The 16,777-nt window shown below is 65.8% G+C and carries 18 protein-coding genes; 12 read left to right on the forward strand and 6 right to left on the reverse strand.

Annotated elements, in window-relative coordinates:
* Window positions 1-46 precede the first annotated feature (46 nt).
* The 3 genes from ACZ60G_RS36385 to rdgB are packed head-to-tail and all read left to right on the forward strand — an operon-like array spanning window position 47 to window position 2,235.
* Window positions 47-811, forward strand: coding sequence for a cyclic nucleotide-degrading phosphodiesterase (locus ACZ60G_RS36385; protein ID WP_465816105.1), 765 nt, complete (start codon window positions 47-49; stop codon window positions 809-811).
* Window positions 812-853: 42 nt separating this feature from the next.
* Complete coding sequence (rph, locus tag ACZ60G_RS36390) at window positions 854-1,624, forward strand: ribonuclease PH (protein WP_465816107.1); 771 nt, start codon at window positions 854-856, stop codon at window positions 1,622-1,624.
* Window positions 1,624-2,235, forward strand: a complete 612-nt coding sequence (gene rdgB, locus ACZ60G_RS36395) for an RdgB/HAM1 family non-canonical purine NTP pyrophosphatase (protein ID WP_465816109.1) — start codon at window positions 1,624-1,626, stop codon at window positions 2,233-2,235. The genes rph and rdgB overlap by 1 nt, the downstream gene beginning before the upstream one ends.
* 213 nt (window positions 2,236-2,448) lie before the next feature.
* On the opposite strand, the gene ACZ60G_RS36400 is transcribed toward rdgB, so the two are convergent.
* The 3 genes from ACZ60G_RS36400 to ACZ60G_RS36410 are packed head-to-tail and all read right to left on the reverse strand — an operon-like array spanning window position 2,449 to window position 4,201.
* A complete protein-coding gene (locus ACZ60G_RS36400) occupies window positions 2,449-2,823 on the reverse strand; it encodes a DUF3817 domain-containing protein (protein WP_465816111.1) in 375 nt (124 codons plus the stop codon).
* Window positions 2,820-3,275: a transcriptional regulator gene (locus tag ACZ60G_RS36405; protein WP_465816113.1), complete on the reverse strand. Its 456-nt coding sequence runs from the start codon at window positions 3,273-3,275 to the stop codon at window positions 2,820-2,822. Before ACZ60G_RS36405 ends, ACZ60G_RS36400 begins: the two co-directional genes overlap by 4 nt.
* A gap of 50 nt (window positions 3,276-3,325) precedes the next feature.
* On the reverse strand, window positions 3,326-4,201 hold the full coding sequence (locus ACZ60G_RS36410; protein WP_465816115.1) for an oxidoreductase: 876 nt from the start codon (window positions 4,199-4,201) through the stop codon (window positions 3,326-3,328).
* Window positions 4,202-4,343: 142 nt separating this feature from the next.
* On the opposite strand from ACZ60G_RS36410, the gene ACZ60G_RS36415 reads away from it, so the two are divergent.
* The 6 genes from ACZ60G_RS36415 to ACZ60G_RS36440 all read left to right on the forward strand — a co-directional run bounded on the left by ACZ60G_RS36415 (window position 4,344) and on the right by ACZ60G_RS36440 (window position 12,250).
* Entirely contained in the window at window positions 4,344-6,377 is a 2,034-nt protein-coding gene (locus ACZ60G_RS36415) for an MDR family MFS transporter (RefSeq protein WP_465816117.1), read from the forward strand.
* Between the two features lie 55 nt (window positions 6,378-6,432).
* Window positions 6,433-7,080 carry a PadR family transcriptional regulator gene (locus ACZ60G_RS36420; protein ID WP_465816119.1) on the forward strand — a complete coding sequence of 216 codons (648 nt, stop codon included), beginning with the start codon at window positions 6,433-6,435 and terminating at the stop codon, window positions 7,078-7,080.
* A 180-nt stretch (window positions 7,081-7,260) separates the two neighbouring features.
* Window positions 7,261-8,469, forward strand: coding sequence for an FAD-dependent oxidoreductase (locus ACZ60G_RS36425; RefSeq protein ID WP_465816121.1), 1,209 nt, complete (start codon window positions 7,261-7,263; stop codon window positions 8,467-8,469).
* 106 nt (window positions 8,470-8,575) lie between these two features.
* On the forward strand, window positions 8,576-9,340 hold the full coding sequence (locus ACZ60G_RS36430; RefSeq protein WP_040687208.1) for an ABC transporter ATP-binding protein: 765 nt from the start codon (window positions 8,576-8,578) through the stop codon (window positions 9,338-9,340).
* On the forward strand, window positions 9,325-10,893 hold the full coding sequence (locus tag ACZ60G_RS36435) for a hypothetical protein (RefSeq protein WP_465816123.1): 1,569 nt from the start codon (window positions 9,325-9,327) through the stop codon (window positions 10,891-10,893). The genes ACZ60G_RS36430 and ACZ60G_RS36435 overlap by 16 nt, the downstream gene beginning before the upstream one ends.
* A 433-nt stretch (window positions 10,894-11,326) precedes the next feature.
* Complete coding sequence (locus ACZ60G_RS36440; RefSeq protein ID WP_465816125.1) at window positions 11,327-12,250, forward strand: LysR family transcriptional regulator; 924 nt, start codon at window positions 11,327-11,329, stop codon at window positions 12,248-12,250.
* A 396-nt stretch (window positions 12,251-12,646) separates the two neighbouring features.
* Here ACZ60G_RS36440 and ACZ60G_RS36445 read toward each other — a convergent pair whose 3' ends face one another.
* Window positions 12,647-13,453: a helix-turn-helix domain-containing protein gene (locus tag ACZ60G_RS36445; RefSeq protein WP_465816127.1), complete on the reverse strand. Its 807-nt coding sequence runs from the start codon at window positions 13,451-13,453 to the stop codon at window positions 12,647-12,649.
* 123 nt (window positions 13,454-13,576) lie between these two features.
* On the opposite strand from ACZ60G_RS36445, the gene ACZ60G_RS36450 reads away from it, so the two are divergent.
* The 3 genes from ACZ60G_RS36450 to ACZ60G_RS36460 are packed head-to-tail and all read left to right on the forward strand — an operon-like array spanning window position 13,577 to window position 15,422.
* Window positions 13,577-14,017 (forward strand): hypothetical protein, encoded by a 441-nt coding sequence (locus tag ACZ60G_RS36450; protein ID WP_465816129.1) that lies wholly within the window; start codon window positions 13,577-13,579, stop codon window positions 14,015-14,017.
* Complete coding sequence (locus ACZ60G_RS36455) at window positions 14,014-14,406, forward strand: cupin domain-containing protein (protein WP_465816130.1); 393 nt, start codon at window positions 14,014-14,016, stop codon at window positions 14,404-14,406. Before ACZ60G_RS36450 ends, ACZ60G_RS36455 begins: the two co-directional genes overlap by 4 nt.
* The gene (locus ACZ60G_RS36460; RefSeq protein WP_465816132.1) at window positions 14,403-15,422 is read left to right on the forward strand and encodes a zinc-dependent alcohol dehydrogenase family protein; all 1,020 of its coding nucleotides are present in this window, start codon (window positions 14,403-14,405) and stop codon (window positions 15,420-15,422) included. Before ACZ60G_RS36455 ends, ACZ60G_RS36460 begins: the two co-directional genes overlap by 4 nt.
* Before the next feature lie 6 nt (window positions 15,423-15,428).
* Here ACZ60G_RS36460 and ACZ60G_RS36465 read toward each other — a convergent pair whose 3' ends face one another.
* Both ACZ60G_RS36465 and ACZ60G_RS36470 read right to left on the reverse strand, forming a co-directional pair.
* Window positions 15,429-15,653, reverse strand: coding sequence for a hypothetical protein (locus ACZ60G_RS36465; protein ID WP_083897694.1), 225 nt, complete (start codon window positions 15,651-15,653; stop codon window positions 15,429-15,431).
* 35 nt (window positions 15,654-15,688) lie between these two features.
* Window positions 15,689-16,468: an HNH endonuclease family protein gene (locus ACZ60G_RS36470; protein ID WP_465816134.1), complete on the reverse strand. Its 780-nt coding sequence runs from the start codon at window positions 16,466-16,468 to the stop codon at window positions 15,689-15,691.
* Window positions 16,469-16,777: the final 309 nt, after the last annotated feature.

Genomic DNA, 16,777 nt, shown 5'->3' on the forward strand with positions numbered 1-16,777 from the left:
GGGGGATCGGTTCTTGAACGAGAAATCGTCGTGGGAGCATGGGGGAATGCGCCTTACCGTCCTCGGGTGCTCGGGCAGTGTGTCCGGCCCGGACTCCCCAGCGTCGGGGTACCTGCTGACCGGGCCGGATATGTCGCCGGTGGTCATCGATTTCGGACCCGGCGTACTCGGCGCATTGCAGCGCTACGCCGATCCCGGTGAGATCGATATCTTCCTCACGCATCTGCATGCCGATCACTGCCTGGATCTGCCCGGACTGCTGGTCTGGCGGCGCTACCACCCGACACCCCCGGTGGGGCAGGCGATCGTGCGTGGTCCGTCCGATAGCGCGGAGCGCATCGGCAATGCCTCCGCCGAGATCGGCGGTGCATGCGACGACTGGTCCGACGTCATCGATCACCAGACGTGGGTCGAGGGCGAGGCGGTCGAATTCGGTCCTGGCCATACGGTGCTCGCGCGTCGGATGTATCACCCGCCGGAGTCGTACGGGCTGCGCATCGCGACCGCGTCCGGGCGGACGTTCGTCTATACCGGTGATACCGCGATGTGCGATGCGGTTCTCGAACTCGCGCAGGGCGCCGACCTTCTCATGTCGGAGGCGTCGTGGACGCACGATCCGGCCAACCGGCCCCCCGGCATTCATCTCTCCGGCACCGAGGCGGGCATTATCGCCGCCCGTGCGGGCGTGAAAGAGCTGCTGCTCACCCACATTCCGCCGTGGACCTCCCGCGAGGACGTGATCGCGGAGGCGAAGGCGCAGTTCTCCGGACCGGTGCACGCCGTCGCACCGGGCGAAACCTTCGACATCTGACCGGTTGCCGCGCGCGGTAAGCCATGTGACTAGGCTTGGCGCGTGTCGAGACGAGCCGATGGCAGGGCGGACGATGAGCTCCGCGAGGTACGGATCACCCGTGGCTTCACCACGCATCCAGCCGGTTCGGTGCTGGTGGAGTTCGGGCAGACCCGGGTGATGTGCACCGCGAGCGTCACCGAGGGCGTGCCCCCGTGGCGTCGCGATTCCGGGCTCGGCTGGCTCACCGCCGAATACGCGATGCTGCCCGCGGCCACGCATACCCGCAGCGGGCGGGAGTCGGTGAAGGGCAGGGTCGGCGGGCGCACCCAGGAGATCAGCCGGTTGGTCGGCCGGTCGCTGCGCGCATGCATCGACCTGGCGGCCATCGGCGAGAACACCATTGCCATCGATTGCGATGTGCTGCAGGCCGACGGTGGCACGCGGACCGCGGCCATCACCGGCGCGTACGTCGCGCTCTCGGATGCGGTGACCTACCTCGGCGCGGCGGGCGGATTGGCCGACCCGCAGCCGATCTCGTGTGCGATCGCCGCGGTGAGCGTCGGCGTCGTCGACGGCCGGGTGCGGTTGGATCTGCCGTACGAAGAGGATTCGCGCGCCGAGGTCGATATGAATGTGGTCGCCACCGATACCGGCACCCTGGTGGAGATCCAGGGCACCGGTGAGGGCGCGACCTTCCCGCGCTCCACCCTGGACAAGCTGCTCGACTCCGCGCTGGCGGGATGCGACCGGCTGTTCGCCATCCAGAAAGAGGCGCTCGCACTGCCGTATCCGGGTGTGCTGCCGCAGCCCGCCGAGTCGAAGAAGAAGTGATGTCGCGTCGCGTCCTGGTCGCCAGTCGCAATGCCAAGAAGTTGAACGAACTGCGTCGGATCCTCGCAGATGCGGGTATCGCCGGCGTCGAGATCGTCGGACTCGGCGATGTGCCCGCCTACGATGAGGCGCCCGAGACCGGCGCGACCTTCGAGGAGAATGCGCTGGCGAAGGCGCGCGATGGCGCCGCCGCCACCGGATTGCCCTGTGTCGCAGACGATTCCGGGATCGCGGTGGACGCGTTGAACGGGATGCCCGGTGTGCTGTCCGCGCGCTGGTCCGGTGGGCACGGCGACGATGCGGCCAATAATGCGCTGCTGCTCGCGCAACTCGGTGACGTACCGGACGAGCGGCGCGGTGCACAGTTCGTTTCCACCTGCGCGCTGGTGGTGCCCGGTGGCACCGAGATCGTGGTGCGCGGTGAATGGCCCGGTGCGATCGGCCGGAAAGCGATGGGTGACGGTGGATTCGGCTATGACCCACTGTTCATTCCGGCGGGCGGCGATATCACCGCCGCTCAGCTGACTCCCGCGGAGAAGGACGCCGTGTCCCACCGCGGACGCGCGCTCACCCAACTTCTTCCTGCGCTCGCGGCCCTCGCCGAGTCCTGAATCAGCCGCACGCTCGGGGGCCGCAACGGATGCGGATCCCGGCGACGGATGCGCGCCGCGCAACTGGTGCTGTTCTCCGGCAATGGGTGCAAATCCCGACGGCGCGTGCGGGCCACGGGTGCGGCCCCACAGCGGGTGCGGATCCGGACGACGGGTGTAGGCCTGACTACGGGTGCGCACCCCGCTGAGGGTGCGGCATTTGGAGTGATCCGGTCAGAGGTTGAAGTCTTGCTTGACCTTGTTCGCGTTGACGTGTTCTACGAAGAAGGACAGCAGCGGGATGGTGCCTGCGATCAGGGTGCCGACGGTGCGCGGGATCGGCCAGCGCACCTTGACCGCGAGGTCGGCGGTGACCAGCAGGTAGACGAAGTAGACCCAGCCGTGCACGACCGCGATCCAGTTCGGGGTGTGCACGTCGAAGCCGTACTTGGCGATCATTTCGCCGGTGAGCAGCAGCAGCCACAGACCCGTCGTCCAGGCGAGCACGCGGTAGCGCAGCAATGCGGGCTTGATCTTCGCGACCTTCGTGGCCGTCGGCTCGGGTGCGAGCGTCGCGGCGGATTCGGTCGAGTTCTCGCTGGTGGTCAACCGGCGCTCCTGTGTGTGTCGTGGGCCAGGCCCGCATCCCGGACGTATTGGTCGATATCTTGCACGTGCAGCTCGGCCAGATATTTGTTGTATTCGGCGAGCACCGGATCATCATCGCGGGCAGCCTTGGGCCGCTCGGGCAGTAGTCCGGCCGGAATCTCGCGCGGCACATCGACTTTCGCGGGTCGGCGCGCCTTCGCGGGAGCCGGTTCGGCTTCCGGCTCCTTATCCGCTTCGGATTCCAGCCGCACGAACCGGAAGTACGCGAAGACCGCGAACCCGGCGAACAGCGGCCACTGCAATGCGTAGCCGAGATTCTGACCGGTACCGCTCGCGGATTCGAACCGCTCCCACTGCCACCATCCCAATGCCAGGCAGGCGAGGGCGGCCACGATCACCAGCACGATGAGGGCCGGGCGATTGTGTGCCGAGCGGCGAGGTGGAGCGGACACGCATACCACGGTACCCGTCTACTACACGGTACGTAGGAGCAGGTAGGGCCTCAGAACTTGTAGGTGATCCCGGTCATGCGCTCGGATTCCTCCCACAGGCGGCGCAGCAGTTCCGGATTGTTCGACAGCTTGCTCGACGGCGAGGGCTCGACCGGGCCCTGGCTCTGGAACAACCGGTTCGGACCCCAGTAGGTGGTGGGGTCGGCATCGGGCATGGTGGCCGCGAACAGCGTGGATTGGGCGGCCTTGGCCGGGGGATGGCCGATGATGCGGATGAAGGGTTTGCTGATCCGGTCCAGCGGGGTTTCGGTCCTGGCGAACAGATCGGTCGCCGAGACGCCCGGGTGCACCGCGTAGGAGCGCTTGTCGGAGCCCGCTTCGGTCAGTCGCCGCTGCAGTTCGCGGGCGAACATCAGGTTGGCCAGCTTGGACTGGGCATAGGCGAGATTGCGCTGGTAGCGGCGGTTCTCGTAGTTGAGGTCGTCGATCCACAGCTTCGGGGTCTGCTTGTGCGCGATGCTCGCCAGGCTCACCACCCGGTCCCGGATGCGATCCAGTAGCAGTCCGGTCAACGCGAAGTGTCCGAGATGGTTGACGCCGAACTGGGTCTCGAACCCGTCCTTCGTGCGGGAGAACGGAATGTTCATCAGACCGGCATTATTGATGAGCACATCGAATTCGCCGGTCTTGTCGGCGAATTCGCGCACCGACGCCAGATCCGCCAGATCCAATTGCTCGACCCGGACGTCGCCGTCGATCCGGTCGGCGATCGGCTGTGCCTTCGCGACATTGCGGCAGGCCATGATCACAGTGCCGCCCTTGCTTGCCAGCACTGTGGTGGTCTCGACACCGAGGCCGCCGTTGGCTCCGGTGACGATAAAGGTGCGCCCACTCTGGTCGGGCATATCTTTCGGGTTCCATGCCATGAGGCGACCTTACTCTGGAGTAAGTTACGGTGGAAGAGCGACACGCGATCTGGACCGAGAGGAGCTGTCACCGGCGCATTCTCGATGATTGCTGTCGTGTCGCTGGTGGAGGCGGATGGTTGGGGGTGGCGATACTTGGGGGATGAGCGCTGCTGTTGCTGTCGCTGAGAAGGCGGCCGAGCCGTTGAGCAGGGGCAAGACGAATATTGTGTTTGCCACGATTGTGCTCGGAATGTTGTTGGCGGCGCTGGATCAGACGATCGTGTCGACCGCGTTGCCGACGATCGTCGCCGATCTGGGCGAGGCCGGGCAGATGGCGTGGGTGGTCACGGCCTATTTACTGGCGGAGGCGGTGGCGACCGCGCTGGCGGGTAAGCTCGGCGATCTCTTCGGCCGCAGGCTGATCTTCCAGCTCAGTGCGCTGATCTTCATCATCGGCTCGATGATCGCCGGTCTGGCCAACGGGATGACGTTGCTGATCGTCGCCCGCGGCATCCAGGGGTTCGGCGCGGGCGGTCTGATGGTCACCGCGATGGCGCTGATCGCCGACACCATTCCGCTGCGGCAGCGCGGTAAATATCAGGGCGCGCTCGGTGCCGTATTCGGTGTCACCACGGTGATCGGGCCGACGCTCGGCGGGGTGTTCACCGACCATGCGAGCTGGCGGTGGTGCTTCTACGTCAACGTGCCTGTCGCGGTGATCATGATTGCCATGGCCGCGCGCACCATCCCGCGGGTGCGCGCGGTGGTCAAGCCGATCATCGACTACGCGGGCATCGGACTCGTCGCGGCGGGTGTGTCCTGTCTGATTCTCGGACTGGAGTGGGGCGGGCAGGAGTACGCGTGGGGCTCCGCGACGATCATCGGGCTGTTCGTGGCGGCGGTGCTGCTGCTGGCCGCATTCGTCGCGGTCGAATTGCGGGCCAGGGAACCGACGCTGCCGATGAGCCTGTTCCGCAGCCGCGTGTTCACCGTGTGCTCGATCCTCAGCTTCATCGTCGGATTCGCGATGCTCGGCTCGATGACGTATCTGCCCGCGTATCTGCAGTATGTGAACGGGGTTTCGGCCACCGCGTCCGGCATTCGCACGCTGCCGCTGGTGGTCGGGTTGTTCATCACCTCGATCCTGTCCGGGCAGGTGGTCGGAAAGACCGGTCGCTACAAGTACTTTCCGATCGTCGGCACATTGGTGATGGCGCTGGGGCTGTACCTGATGTCCACCATGGGGCGCAACACCGGCGTGTGGTTGGAATCGCTGTACATGCTGGTGCTCGGCCTCGGGCTCGGCCTGAGCATGCAGGTGTTGACCATCGTCGTGCAGAACACTGTGCCGTACGCGCAACTCGGCACCGCGACCTCGGGTGTCACATTCTTCCGCACGCTCGGAAGTGCCTTCGGCACAGCGATATTCGGCACGCTGTATACCAATCGGATCGGACCGAACCTGGCCGCTGCGCTCACGCAGGTCCGGGTCGTTTCGCCGGAGGTCGCGGCGGATGCGAAGTCGTTGCGTGCGCTGCCTCCTGAGGTGTCCGCGCCGATCATCGATGCCTATGCCGAATCCATCGACCACGTCTTCCTGTGGGTGGTGCCGGTCGCGCTGGCCGGTTTCGTGGTCGCCTGGTTCCTGAAGGAGGTGCCTCTGCGCGACAGTTCCCGAGCGGGTGCGACCGATGTGGGCGAGGGCTTTTCGATGCCGGAGTCCCCGGATCGGGTGGTGCTGCTGGAACGCGCCGTCGCCGACACCATGCGCAAGGCGCGTGAGGAGGGGCCGATCGGTCCGCGCATTCTCGCGGATTCGGGCAGCGGGCTGACGCGCGGCGAGGCCTGGGCGTTGGGGCAGGTCTATATGCACATCCGTATCCGGGGGATGGCGACGCTGGCTGCGATCGCACAGCGGCACAAGGTGCCGGACGAGGTCATCGAACCCATCTACGACCGGGTGATCGGCCGCGGCTATCTCGCCGAAGACGGTGCGGGACTGCGACTTACCGATGCCGGACAGGACGAGGTCGATCGGATCCAGGCGTCGTGGCGGTGCTGGCTCGATACCAAGCTCGACGATTGGGACTGCGCCGATCCGGCCGACCGCGCGCTACTCGATCAGGCCCTGGAGAACATCGCAGCCAAACTGCTCGACGAGGAGACCAGAGAGCGCGAGCCTGTCCGCGCCTAGTACTTGTGCCCGAATGCTCGTAGACGTATATTCGTAGACGAGTAAGGAGGTGTCCATGGCCACGAAGCGCAAGGTGAACAATCTGCTGGCGCTGGCGGTGCTCGCGACCGTCATCGAACGGCCGATGCACCGCTACGAAATCGCCTCGCAGATGCGTGAGCGCGGCAAGGACCGCGATATGGACATCAAATGGGGCTCGCTCTACACCGTCGTGCAGAACATGGAGAAGGCGGGCTTTCTCGAGGTCGTCGGCAATGAGCGCGACGGTGCTCGGCCGGAACGCACGATCTATGCGATAACCGATGCCGGTCGCGCCGAAATGGCCGACTGGACAAGGGAATTGATTGCCGAGCCGGCGCCGGAACACCACCGGTTCACGGCCGGACTCTCCGTCGTGGCGGCACTGCCGCCGGATGAAGTCGTCGAGTTGCTCGGCCGGCGCATCGACGCGCTGGGTCGCATCATCGAGGCTGCGCGCCGAGAACTCGATCAACTCGCGGCCGCCAATCTGCCCAGGCTGTTCGTCGTCGAAGCCGAATACGGTGTGGCGATGCTGGAGGCCGAGGTGGCGTGGGCCGCGTCGCTGCGTGACGAGATCGCGGCGGGCGCTTTCCCCGGCGTCGATCTCTGGCGGCATATGCATGCCGTCGGCATGACGCCCGCCGAGGTCGCGGAGGTAGTGGAAAGGGGGATGACGGAATAGAGACCGGGCCCGGCGGGGTGCGGCAACACCGCCGCCGAGCCCGATGTAACCGTCTCGAACCGTGTCCGCATGCGCGCACCCGGCTACAAGGCTGGCAACCACAGGATAACTGGGTGTGCGATGGGGCGGTCGGTTCGGGCTTTCGAAGAAACCCGTATCGCACATCATTGGAGTACACCCATGTCCAAATCAGAAACGGCCATCGTTATCGGCGGTGGTATCGCCGGACCTGTCACGGCCACCGCATTGCACAAGGCGGGCATTGCCGCTCGCGTCTACGAGGCCTATCCGGGTCCTACCTACGGCATCGGCAGCGGGCTGGCATTGGCGCCGAATGGTGTTGCCGCCCTCGACATTATCGGTGCCGGTGACCTCATTCGTGAGATAGCGAGTCCGATATCGCATACCCAGCTGTCGGTCGGCGGCAAAGTGCTGCGGATGCCGGAAATGCCAGACGTTCCGTCGTTGAAGATGGTCGACCGCAATGAACTGCACCGGACGCTGCACGATCACGCGGTCGCCGCCGGTGTTCCTTTCGAATACAACAAGCGACTCGTGCGCGTCGAGGAGGACGCGGACGGTGTCACCGCGTATTTCGCCGATGGCAGTAGTGCAACCGCCGATGTGCTGATCGGCGCGGACGGTATTCGATCCACAGTGCGCGGTCTCATCGACCCGGATAATCCGGGACCGGAGTACACCGGGATGATCGGATTCGGCGCGGTGCTCGACGGTGATTTCGGAATTCCGCCGGAGACAATGGTTTTCGCATTCGGGAAGAAGGCGTACTACCTCTACGGAGCGGTCGACGGCAATAAGGTCATGTGGGGTGCGAATCTGCCGCACAAGGAGTATCTGTCGCTGACCGAGGCGCGCGCGATTCCGGCCGAGCACTGGTTGGCCATCCTGCGGGAGACCTACGCCGAGGACACCCCGGGTGGTGAATTCGCCCGCAGGACCACCGCCGAAAGCCTGGAAACGACTGGGGCACTGCACATTATGCCGCCGGTGCCGACCTGGTATCGGGGGCGCATGGTGCTGGTCGGGGATTCGGTTCATGCGCCGTCCAACAGCTCGGGTCAAGGCGCGTCGCTGGCCATCGAGAGTGCGGTACAGCTGGCACGGTGTCTGCGGGACCTGCCGGATCACACCTCGGCCTTCGCCGCCTACGAGGGCGTGCGGCGGCCTCGGGTGGAGGGTGTCGCGGCGCGGGCGCGCAAGATCAACCACAGCAAGACGCCGGGGCCGGTGGCGCGCCGGATGATGTCCATATTGATGCCGCTGCTGATCAAAGGGATGAACCCGGAGAAGACCATGGGGGTCGAGCAGCGGTATCGGATCGATTGGGATGCGCCGGCGCAGCAGGAGCTGGCGACTGTGCAGGCGTAGGGCTGGTGCTGCCTGCCTCTTCCAGGGGCAGGCGGCATTATTTTCGAACCCGATGGCCGGTTCGTCCGTAACGTAGGAGATGGGAACCGAACACCAGGGGGGATAGATGGTGCATACCGATCCTGCACTGCAGTTGACCGGGCTTTATAAGCGATTCGGCGGTCCGTGGGTGGTCGACGACGTCGGCCTCACGGTGCCGCCGGGCTCGTTCTTCGGGCTGGTCGGCCCGAATGGTGCGGGCAAGACGACCACCCTGTCGATGGCCTGCGGACTGTTACGGCCGGACGCCGGACAGGCGCGGATCTTCGGCGTCGATGTGTGGGCCGATCCGATCGCGGCGAAGACTTTGGCGGGCGTATTGCCGGATGGACTTGCGTTACCAGAGCGCCTGACGGGCCGAGAACTGCTGACCTACACCGGTTTACTGCGCGGACTGCCCGCGAATACGGTGGCTGAACGTGCCGAGGAATTGCTCGGAGTCTTCGAATTGACCGGTGCCGAACGGACTCTTGTCGTCGATTACTCCGCGGGCATGCGCAAGAAGATCGGGTTGGCGACGGCGCTGCTGCACGCGCCGAAACTGCTGGTGCTCGACGAACCGTTCGAGGCCGTGGATCCGGTATCGGCGAGCACGATTCGCACCATTCTGCAGCGGTTCGTCGCGGCGGGCGGTGCGGTGGTGCTGTCGAGTCATGTGATGGCGCTGGTGGAGAACCTGTGCGATCGGGTCGCGGTGATCACCGCAGGGCGGGTGGTGGCCGCGGGGACACTCGACGAAGTGCGCGGAGACAGCACCTTGGAGACGGCGTTCGTACATCTGGTCGGCGGCCGGGTCGGCGGGGAGGACGGGCTGTCGTGGTTGGCGTCCTGATTCGGATGCGGTTGTTGCTGACCAAGCGTGCGCTGGGCAATGGCTGGCAGGGTGTCACGTTCGTCAGCGGTGTGATCATCGGTCTCGTATTCGCGCTCGGCACAGCGGGTCTCGTCGGATTCGGGGTCCGGGACGGTGACGTGGCCGGTGGCATCACGGTGGCCGCCGCGTGGTTCGGGATATGGACGCTCGGCTGGCTGTGCGGTCCGGTATTGATGGGCAGCAGCGATGAGACCGTGCAGCCCGAACATCTGCGACTGTTGCCGCTGAGTCATCGGCAGTTGGCCACCGGGTTATTGGCGGCGGCCTTCGTCGGGCCCGCGCCGGTGATCAATCTGCTCGCCTTCTCCGGACTGATTGTGCTTGCAGCGCAACTGAGTTGGGCTGCGGCCGGGGTGGCACTGGTCGGTGTTGTGCTGCAGTTGATATTCGTGGTGGTGCTCTCGCGGGTGGTGCTGGCGTGGATCGGTGCCGCGATGCGTTCGCGGAGGGGGCGCGATCTCGGAGTGCTGCTCGCCGGTCTTGCCGGGTTGGCCTACTATCCGATGAGTTTCCTGCTGAATCATGTGGATTCGGTGCGGGAATCGGCACCGTGGTTGGCAAATATATTGCGCGCCTTGCCATCCGGGTGGGCACCTGTTGCGGTGGGGGCAGCTGCGCGCGGTGATTGGCTGGTGGCGCTCGGCGCGTTGGTCGGATTATCGGCCTTGACGGCGGTGCTGTGGCAGGCATGGTCGGTGCTGTTGCGGCGGCGGTTGACCGCGCCGCTGGATTCGGTATCCGGCACGGGCGGGCGTGGGATGCTGCTCGGCCGGGTGCGGACGTCCGCGCCGGTGGGTGCGGTGGTGGTCAAGGAGTTGCGGACGTGGTCTCGCGACAGTCGTCGCCGGGCGGCGCTATTGCCCGTGCTGTTGGTGGGGGCTCTGCTGCCGGTCTTTCCGGCAATCCAGGGCAACGGCTCGGGCGGTGCGGTGTTCGCGGGTGTGAGTGCCGCGTGGTTCGCGGGCCTGGCCGCCAACAATCTCTACGGCTACGACGGAACCGCGCTCTGGCAGACGTTGGTGACGCCCGGCGCGGTGCGCGCTGATGTGCGGGGGCGGCTGCTGGCCTTGCTGCTGGTGATCGGCCTGCCGTCCGTGCTGCTGGCCGTGGCTTTGCCGGGTGCGCTCGGCCGCTGGTCAATGTACCCGTGGACGCTGTCGCTACTGTTCGCTGTGCTCGGCGTCGGCGCGGGTTCGGCCGTATTCCTGTCGGTCACCGCGCCCTATCCGCTACCGCCGCGTACCGGAAACCCCTTCGCGTCCTCTGGAAATCCAGGCTGCGCAAAGGCTTTGATGCAAGTCGCCACCAGCCTCGGCCAACTGATCGCGGTGATCCCGGTCCTGATCGTGCTGATCATCGGCCTGGCCCTCGACCTGACCGCCGTGCTGTGGCTGGCCCTGCCGGTCGGGATCGCGATCGGGATCATCGGAGCAGTGGTCGGTGCACGTCTCGCCGAAGAGCGGTTGTCTGCTCATGGACCGGAGGTCCTTGCCGCTGTGCAGCCGCGTTGATGCTGGTCAGGAACGGTATTGCTGATGCGGTCGTTTGTGCATGCGAGCAGCGGATCGTCTGAAGGCCGGAAGTTCGTATAGTCGCGTCGACGATTGCGCTCACGCAGCAGCTAACGCCGCATCCAGCTGGCTTCCGAGGTAATCACGATCCGTCGAGCGCAGTCATATGGCGGTGCCGCAGGACGCGTCGTGCCGCGTTTCGACTGCGCTCGGCGAGCGAACCGGATCGGATAGCGCGGCAACCCATCTGGACGGAGTACTAGCTGGATCGGGCCAACGGGACATGGCTGGGACAGTCAGCGCAACGCGCACTCGTCACGCCTGGCTGCGAATCGAATGGCCCAGAGGTCATGGCGGGGATTCGAGCGATAGGCGCAGGCGCATGGGATGGCGATCGGCTGAGCGAGTATTGGGAGAGAAATACACTTGTTGGGTGGGCGATAGGAATTCCGATGGCAGTCTCGATCTGAATCAGCTGCGGACATTCCTAGCCGTGCATCGTGCCGGATCCATTACGGCGGGGGCGCGGTTGGTGGGGTTGTCGCAGCCGACGGTGACGACGCAGTTGCAGGCGCTGGAGAGGCGGCTGGGGTATCGGCTGTTCGAGCGGTTGCCGCGCGGGGTGGCGTCGACCACCGCTGCCGTGGAGTTGGCGGCGCGGGTCGCCGGGCCGTTGGATGCGCTCGACGGGGTTACGGCGCGCGCCGTGCCTGCCGAACCGGTGCCACAGCCGCCGGTGCGCTTGGCCGGACCTGCCGAATTGCTTGCGGTGCAGGCACTTCCGGCCCTCGCACCGTTGATCGAGCGTGGCGTGCGGCTGACGGTCACCGCGGGTCTTTCCGAGGAGCTGCTGGCCGGACTCCGCGCCGGACACTACGACCTCATCGTGTCCACGGTGCGCCCCCGCGGCCGCGCTTTGGTCGCCGAGCCGCTCGCGGACGAGGAATTCGTTCTGGTCGCCGCCCCCCAACTGGCCGCCCGCATCGATACCGCGCGGCTGCGCACCGACGGACCCACCGCCCTCACCGGTCTCCCCCTGGTCAGCTACTCGGCTGACCTCCCCATTCTCCGTCGCTATTGGCGACACGTCTTCGGCGTCCGCCTCGCCGCCGAAGCCGCAGTAGTCGTCGCCGACCTGCGCGCCATCACCGCAACCGTCGCCGCAGGCGCGGGCATCAGCGTCCTCCCGCGCTACCTCTGCGCACACGAACTCACCGCAGGCACCCTGGTCTCCCTACTCGAACCCGACGACCCGCCCATCAACACCGGCTTCCTGGTCCGCCGCCCCGGCACCACCTCACGCCCCCACATAGACCTGGTCCACAACCACCTACGAGCCGCCGCCCGTACCTGGTGAACCCGCGCCGACGCGGACGTCGGTACCCGTCGCTGCCGACACGGCGACATGTTGACGCGGCGGGCCGGTCCGCGACCGGTTTACCAGTCGCCGGGCACACTTGGTGAACTGCCGCCGCCGAGGTAGATATGTGGATTTCGCACCACTGCGACCCGTCAGTCTGTTCGACAGGTTCGCAGACGGTTTGCGAGTCACCGCCTGCAGTCGGTGAATCGCCGCTGAGGTACGTGCGCAGGCTTCGCGCCGCCGCCGACGCATCGCGACCCGCCCGCGCATCGGTCCCGTCTGCCGGCGGTGCGAGTCGCCGGGCACCGACCCTGACGCGGGCACTGGTTGTGGGCCGAGGTCGGCTGCTGCGTCGTCGCCTCCGTCGCTGAGTTCACATCGCGACAAACGCTAGTTGGCGTGTGCTTGGCGCTGTTCGGAGCGGCGGCGGAGGAATTCGGCGGTTCGGTCGTCGGCGGGGAGGAAGGCTTCCAGGTGGAGTTCGGAGAGGGTTATGTCTACCGCGGTGGCGAAACTGGTGATGGTGGTGATGAGGCGGAGTTCGCCGTCGGGACTGGTCAGGCGCAGAGGGACGGCGAAGCCTAGGTGGTCGGGGCCTGGGGTGGCGGCGGGGAGGTAGCTTTCGAGTTCGGCGATGAAGTCGTCGAGGTGGGGGTCGGGGCTGCGCAGGGCCTTGCCGCGCAGGCTTTCGGTGACGTGGCGCCCCCATTCGGGCAGATTCAGCACGCGTCGTGCCAGGCCGTCGGGGTGCAGGGCGAGGCGGAGGACATTGATCGGCGGGGCGATCAGTTCCGCCGCGGAACCCTCGGTGAGGATGTCGAAGGCGGCATTGGCGGCGACCAGTTTGCCGTAGGGGCGGGTGACGACCGCGGGATAGGGCATGTGCCCCTCGAGAATGCGTTCCAATGCGACTCGCACCGGGCCCAATTCCGGTGTGTCCAGGTCGGATTCGGGAAAGATCGGGGCATAACCAGCGGCGAGCAGCAGTGCATTGCGCTCGCGCAGCGACAACTCCAGCGATTCGGCCAGCCGCACCACCATGGTGCGTCCCGGACGTGAGCGGCCCTGCTCCAGGAAGCTCAGATAGCGCTGGCTGGTGTCCGCGCGAATGGCCAGATCGAGCTGGCTCACATGTCGCTGTGTGCGCCAGTGCCGCAACTGCTGAGCGAATGGATTCGGCTCCATCACTGTCGTCATGGATTCAGTGATATCCGACCCGCGGTGTCCGCGCCATTCCCTGGAGGGAATCACCTGACCCGCATCGGCTTCATTCCCTGGAGGGAATCGCGCCGCAGCGCCGCGCTCGCAAAACTCGGTGCCATGAGCAACCGAGATGACAACAACCTGGCCCACTTCGCAGAGCGCTACATGGCCCAGTGGAACGAATCCGATCCGGCGATCCGCCGCAAGATGATCGAGGAGATCTGGGCGCCCGCCGGTGCACAGACCCTGGTCGACCCGCCGGTGGAGATCCGCGAGGCGGCGGTGAACCTGAATTTCGCCGTCCCCGCCCTGGAAGTGCGTGGCCATGACGCGATGGAAGCCCGGGTGTCCCGCGCTTACGAGATGTTCGTGGCACCCGGCGAGTACACCTTCGAGGTGGGCGCTGCCACCCGGCTGCCCGCCGGTCTGATCGGCCTGCCCTGGTCGATGATTTCGCGTGCCGACGGTTCCGTCGCGGGCGGCGGTTACGAGGTGATCGGCCTCGACTCCGACGGGCGTATCACCTTCGACCACCAATTCATCGAAGGCGTGCGGTGACCGACGGCGCGACCTTGCGGTTCAGTCGAATCGTGCGCACTGCGGACGGCGGCTCCCGATTCGCCGATGCGGAGCTCGCATTGACGGGGCGAACCGTCACCGCAGGCGTACCCGCGATGGCCGTCGCCGGAATGTCGGCGGCGACAACCGTAACCTACCTGCGCAGTGCGCAATTCGACAGCGAGCCGCATTCCGCTCCGGCGCAGCAGTGGGTCGTGATGCTGCGCGGCGTGATCGAAGTGACGACGAGCGACGGCGCTCGGCGCAGATTCGGGCCCGGCGACCTGGTCCATGTCGAGGACACCGACGGCCACGGCCACATCACCACCGGTATCGGAGAAGCGCCCTTCGAGGCGCTGTTCGTGCCCACCACAGGAAGCAGATCATGAAAGCCATTGCCTACCACCTCGATCCACTACAGGGCCTCGCCGGTTTGACCATCCGAGACCAGGAACTGCCGCAGCCGGGACCGAATCAGGTGGTCATCAGGGTGCGCGCGGCCTCGCTGAATCGGCGGGACCTCATGCTCATGGACGGTATCTACCCGCTGCCCGCCACCCCGGGCATCATCCCGCTTTCCGATGGCGTCGGTGAGGTCATCGCGTTGGGCGACAACGTGACTCGCGCCGCCATCGGCGATCGCGTGACCGCGTCGTACTTCGTGCGCTTCATCAACGGCCCGCAGCGGCTGGCGCAGGTCGCCGAACAGTACGGCGCCAACTTCAACGGGATGCTCGCCACCTACGCGGTGATCGAAGAGGATTCGGTGGTGCATGTCCCCGAACATCTCACCGATGTCGAGGCGGCCACGCTGACCTGCGCGGGAGTCGTCGCGTGGGCCGCGCTGACCACACCGGTACCGGTGTCTCCGGACCAGACGGTACTGACTGTCGGCAGCGGTACCGTCGCGTTGTTCGCCGTGCAGCACGCGAAAATGCTCGGCGCACGGGTCATTTCGATCACCTCCGGCCCGGATAAGGCCGAGCGGCTGCACAAGCTCGGCGCGGACGAGACCATCGACCGCAACGCGACGCCCGACTGGGACGAGAAGGTGCTCGAACTCACCGGCGGCCACGGCGTCGAACATGTGGTGGAGGCCGTCGGACTGCCCACCCTGTCGAAATCGGTGCGCTCCGCGGGCTACAACGCGATGATCACCATGATCGGCGCCACCCAGCTGCCGGAAGGCGAGGCATTCGAGAATCCGTTCGTCGGACCGTATCTCGCGATCCGCCGGATCGCGGTCGGCAGCCGGGACGATTTCGAGGCGATGAACCGCACCATCACCGCACACCGCATGCGCCCGGTCGTCGATCGAACATTTCCGCTCGACCAGGCGGTGCAGGCGTACCGCTACTTCCGCGAGGACAATCCGTTCGGCAAGGTCGTCATCACCATGCCGTAGCCCGGATCAGGCCTCGAAGGGCACGGTATTGCCTGCCGCATCGCGGGTTCCGGCGGTGGCTTCGATGGCGGCCGCCAGCTCGGCGACGGTAGTCCAGGTGCGCGGCGGCTCCGCCTCGAGATTGCCGATGGTGTACCAGGTCTCGGTCTTGCGATAGCGCACCAGACCTTTACCCGTCGCATCGACGGTCACATCGAGCTCGCCGGAGACCGTCCCTTCCTCTTCGGTCATGACGGCCGCCTTGGCGGAAATCTCGATGATGTCGCTTATTTGAACTCTCCTCGACTGACGCAGTCGGCGACTGCGTTGCGCAGTGCGGTGTGTTCGGCGGGATCAACGTTCAGCGCATATTTTACTTTGATCTTGACGTAGTGCTCGAGATAGCCACACCGGAATTTTCCCGGCGGCAGATAGTTCGCGGCGTCCTGATCGCCCTTGGACCTGTTAGCCGAAGGATCGGAGGCGATCAGATTGACGGCGTCGTTGGCGATCCGGCGGCGGGTATCTTCGTCGCGCTTATTCGCACCCGAACGCCAGGCCTCGGCCAGCGGCACGATGTGTTCGGCGTCGACACCGGCCGGGTCGGTAATGAACTTGTACGGCTTGAGTTTTCCGGTCTTCGAATCCATGACGCCGTACTGGTCCTGCCAGCCACCACCCTTACCAACCGTGAGCTCACAGGTCTTAGGGTCGAGTTTGACCGATCCCGTCGCGTCCCTGAGCATCATCACGTCACGGCTGGTGCACTTGCTGTACTGCGCGAAATCGGGGCCGAAGCCGTGCTCGGTCTTATTGGTGTCCCAATGCGGGAACTTCTCCCGGCTGTAGCCTTCCATCGCCTCTTCGGGCGCATCGACGAGCTGGCCGAGCAGTTCATTGATGTCCTTGCCGGACGCCGTCGTGACATTCGCCGGTCCGGATCCATTGCCGGTCTGACCGGTCCGCTGGTCGATGAATGAATAGCCAACGGCGACAACGACAGCCAATACGATGGGTGCACAAACGGCGAGTACGCGACGCGCGGTGCGGGACGACAACCACTTCACAAGATCGAACTTCCTAGCCTCGCACCGATGAATTTGTCGGGCGTCAAGCTACCTGCGGCCGCTCGTCCCGTATGTGATTGTCGCGTATGACGTTCGGCACAGCTAGTCGAGGAACGCACGGTGTGGCAAGGGGACTCGACGGTAGACGTGAAACCACCCCTGGCTCGGCGTGCCGGCGCCGTTCCAGGGGTGGTCGTGTCACGAATGAGCTCGTGCGCGGCCGAATGAACGGGCCGGTTGTCCAGGCCGGATGATCCGTTCTCGCGGCGCCACGAGGCTGATGAGGGAAGTCTCGTCGTGCCGTGTCGT

Source organism: Nocardia sp. NPDC102475, from assembly GCF_055584605.1.

Coding starts and splice junctions, on each gene's coding strand:
- ACZ60G_RS36385 (WP_465816105.1), top strand. CDS start 47: ATGCGCCTTACCGTCCTCGGGTGCTCGGGCAGTGTGTCCGGCCCGGAC.
- rdgB (WP_465816109.1), top strand. CDS start 1,624: ATGTCGCGTCGCGTCCTGGTCGCCAGTCGCAATGCCAAGAAGTTGAAC.
- ACZ60G_RS36410 (WP_465816115.1), bottom strand. CDS start 4,201: ATGGCATGGAACCCGAAAGATATGCCCGACCAGAGTGGGCGCACCTTT.
- ACZ60G_RS36415 (WP_465816117.1), top strand. CDS start 4,344: ATGAGCGCTGCTGTTGCTGTCGCTGAGAAGGCGGCCGAGCCGTTGAGC.
- ACZ60G_RS36420 (WP_465816119.1), top strand. CDS start 6,433: ATGGCCACGAAGCGCAAGGTGAACAATCTGCTGGCGCTGGCGGTGCTC.
- ACZ60G_RS36425 (WP_465816121.1), top strand. CDS start 7,261: ATGTCCAAATCAGAAACGGCCATCGTTATCGGCGGTGGTATCGCCGGA.
- ACZ60G_RS36430 (WP_040687208.1), top strand. CDS start 8,576: ATGGTGCATACCGATCCTGCACTGCAGTTGACCGGGCTTTATAAGCGA.
- ACZ60G_RS36445 (WP_465816127.1), bottom strand. CDS start 13,453: ATGACGACAGTGATGGAGCCGAATCCATTCGCTCAGCAGTTGCGGCAC.
- ACZ60G_RS36450 (WP_465816129.1), top strand. CDS start 13,577: ATGAGCAACCGAGATGACAACAACCTGGCCCACTTCGCAGAGCGCTAC.
- ACZ60G_RS36460 (WP_465816132.1), top strand. CDS start 14,403: ATGAAAGCCATTGCCTACCACCTCGATCCACTACAGGGCCTCGCCGGT.
- ACZ60G_RS36465 (WP_083897694.1), bottom strand. CDS start 15,653: ATGACCGAAGAGGAAGGGACGGTCTCCGGCGAGCTCGATGTGACCGTC.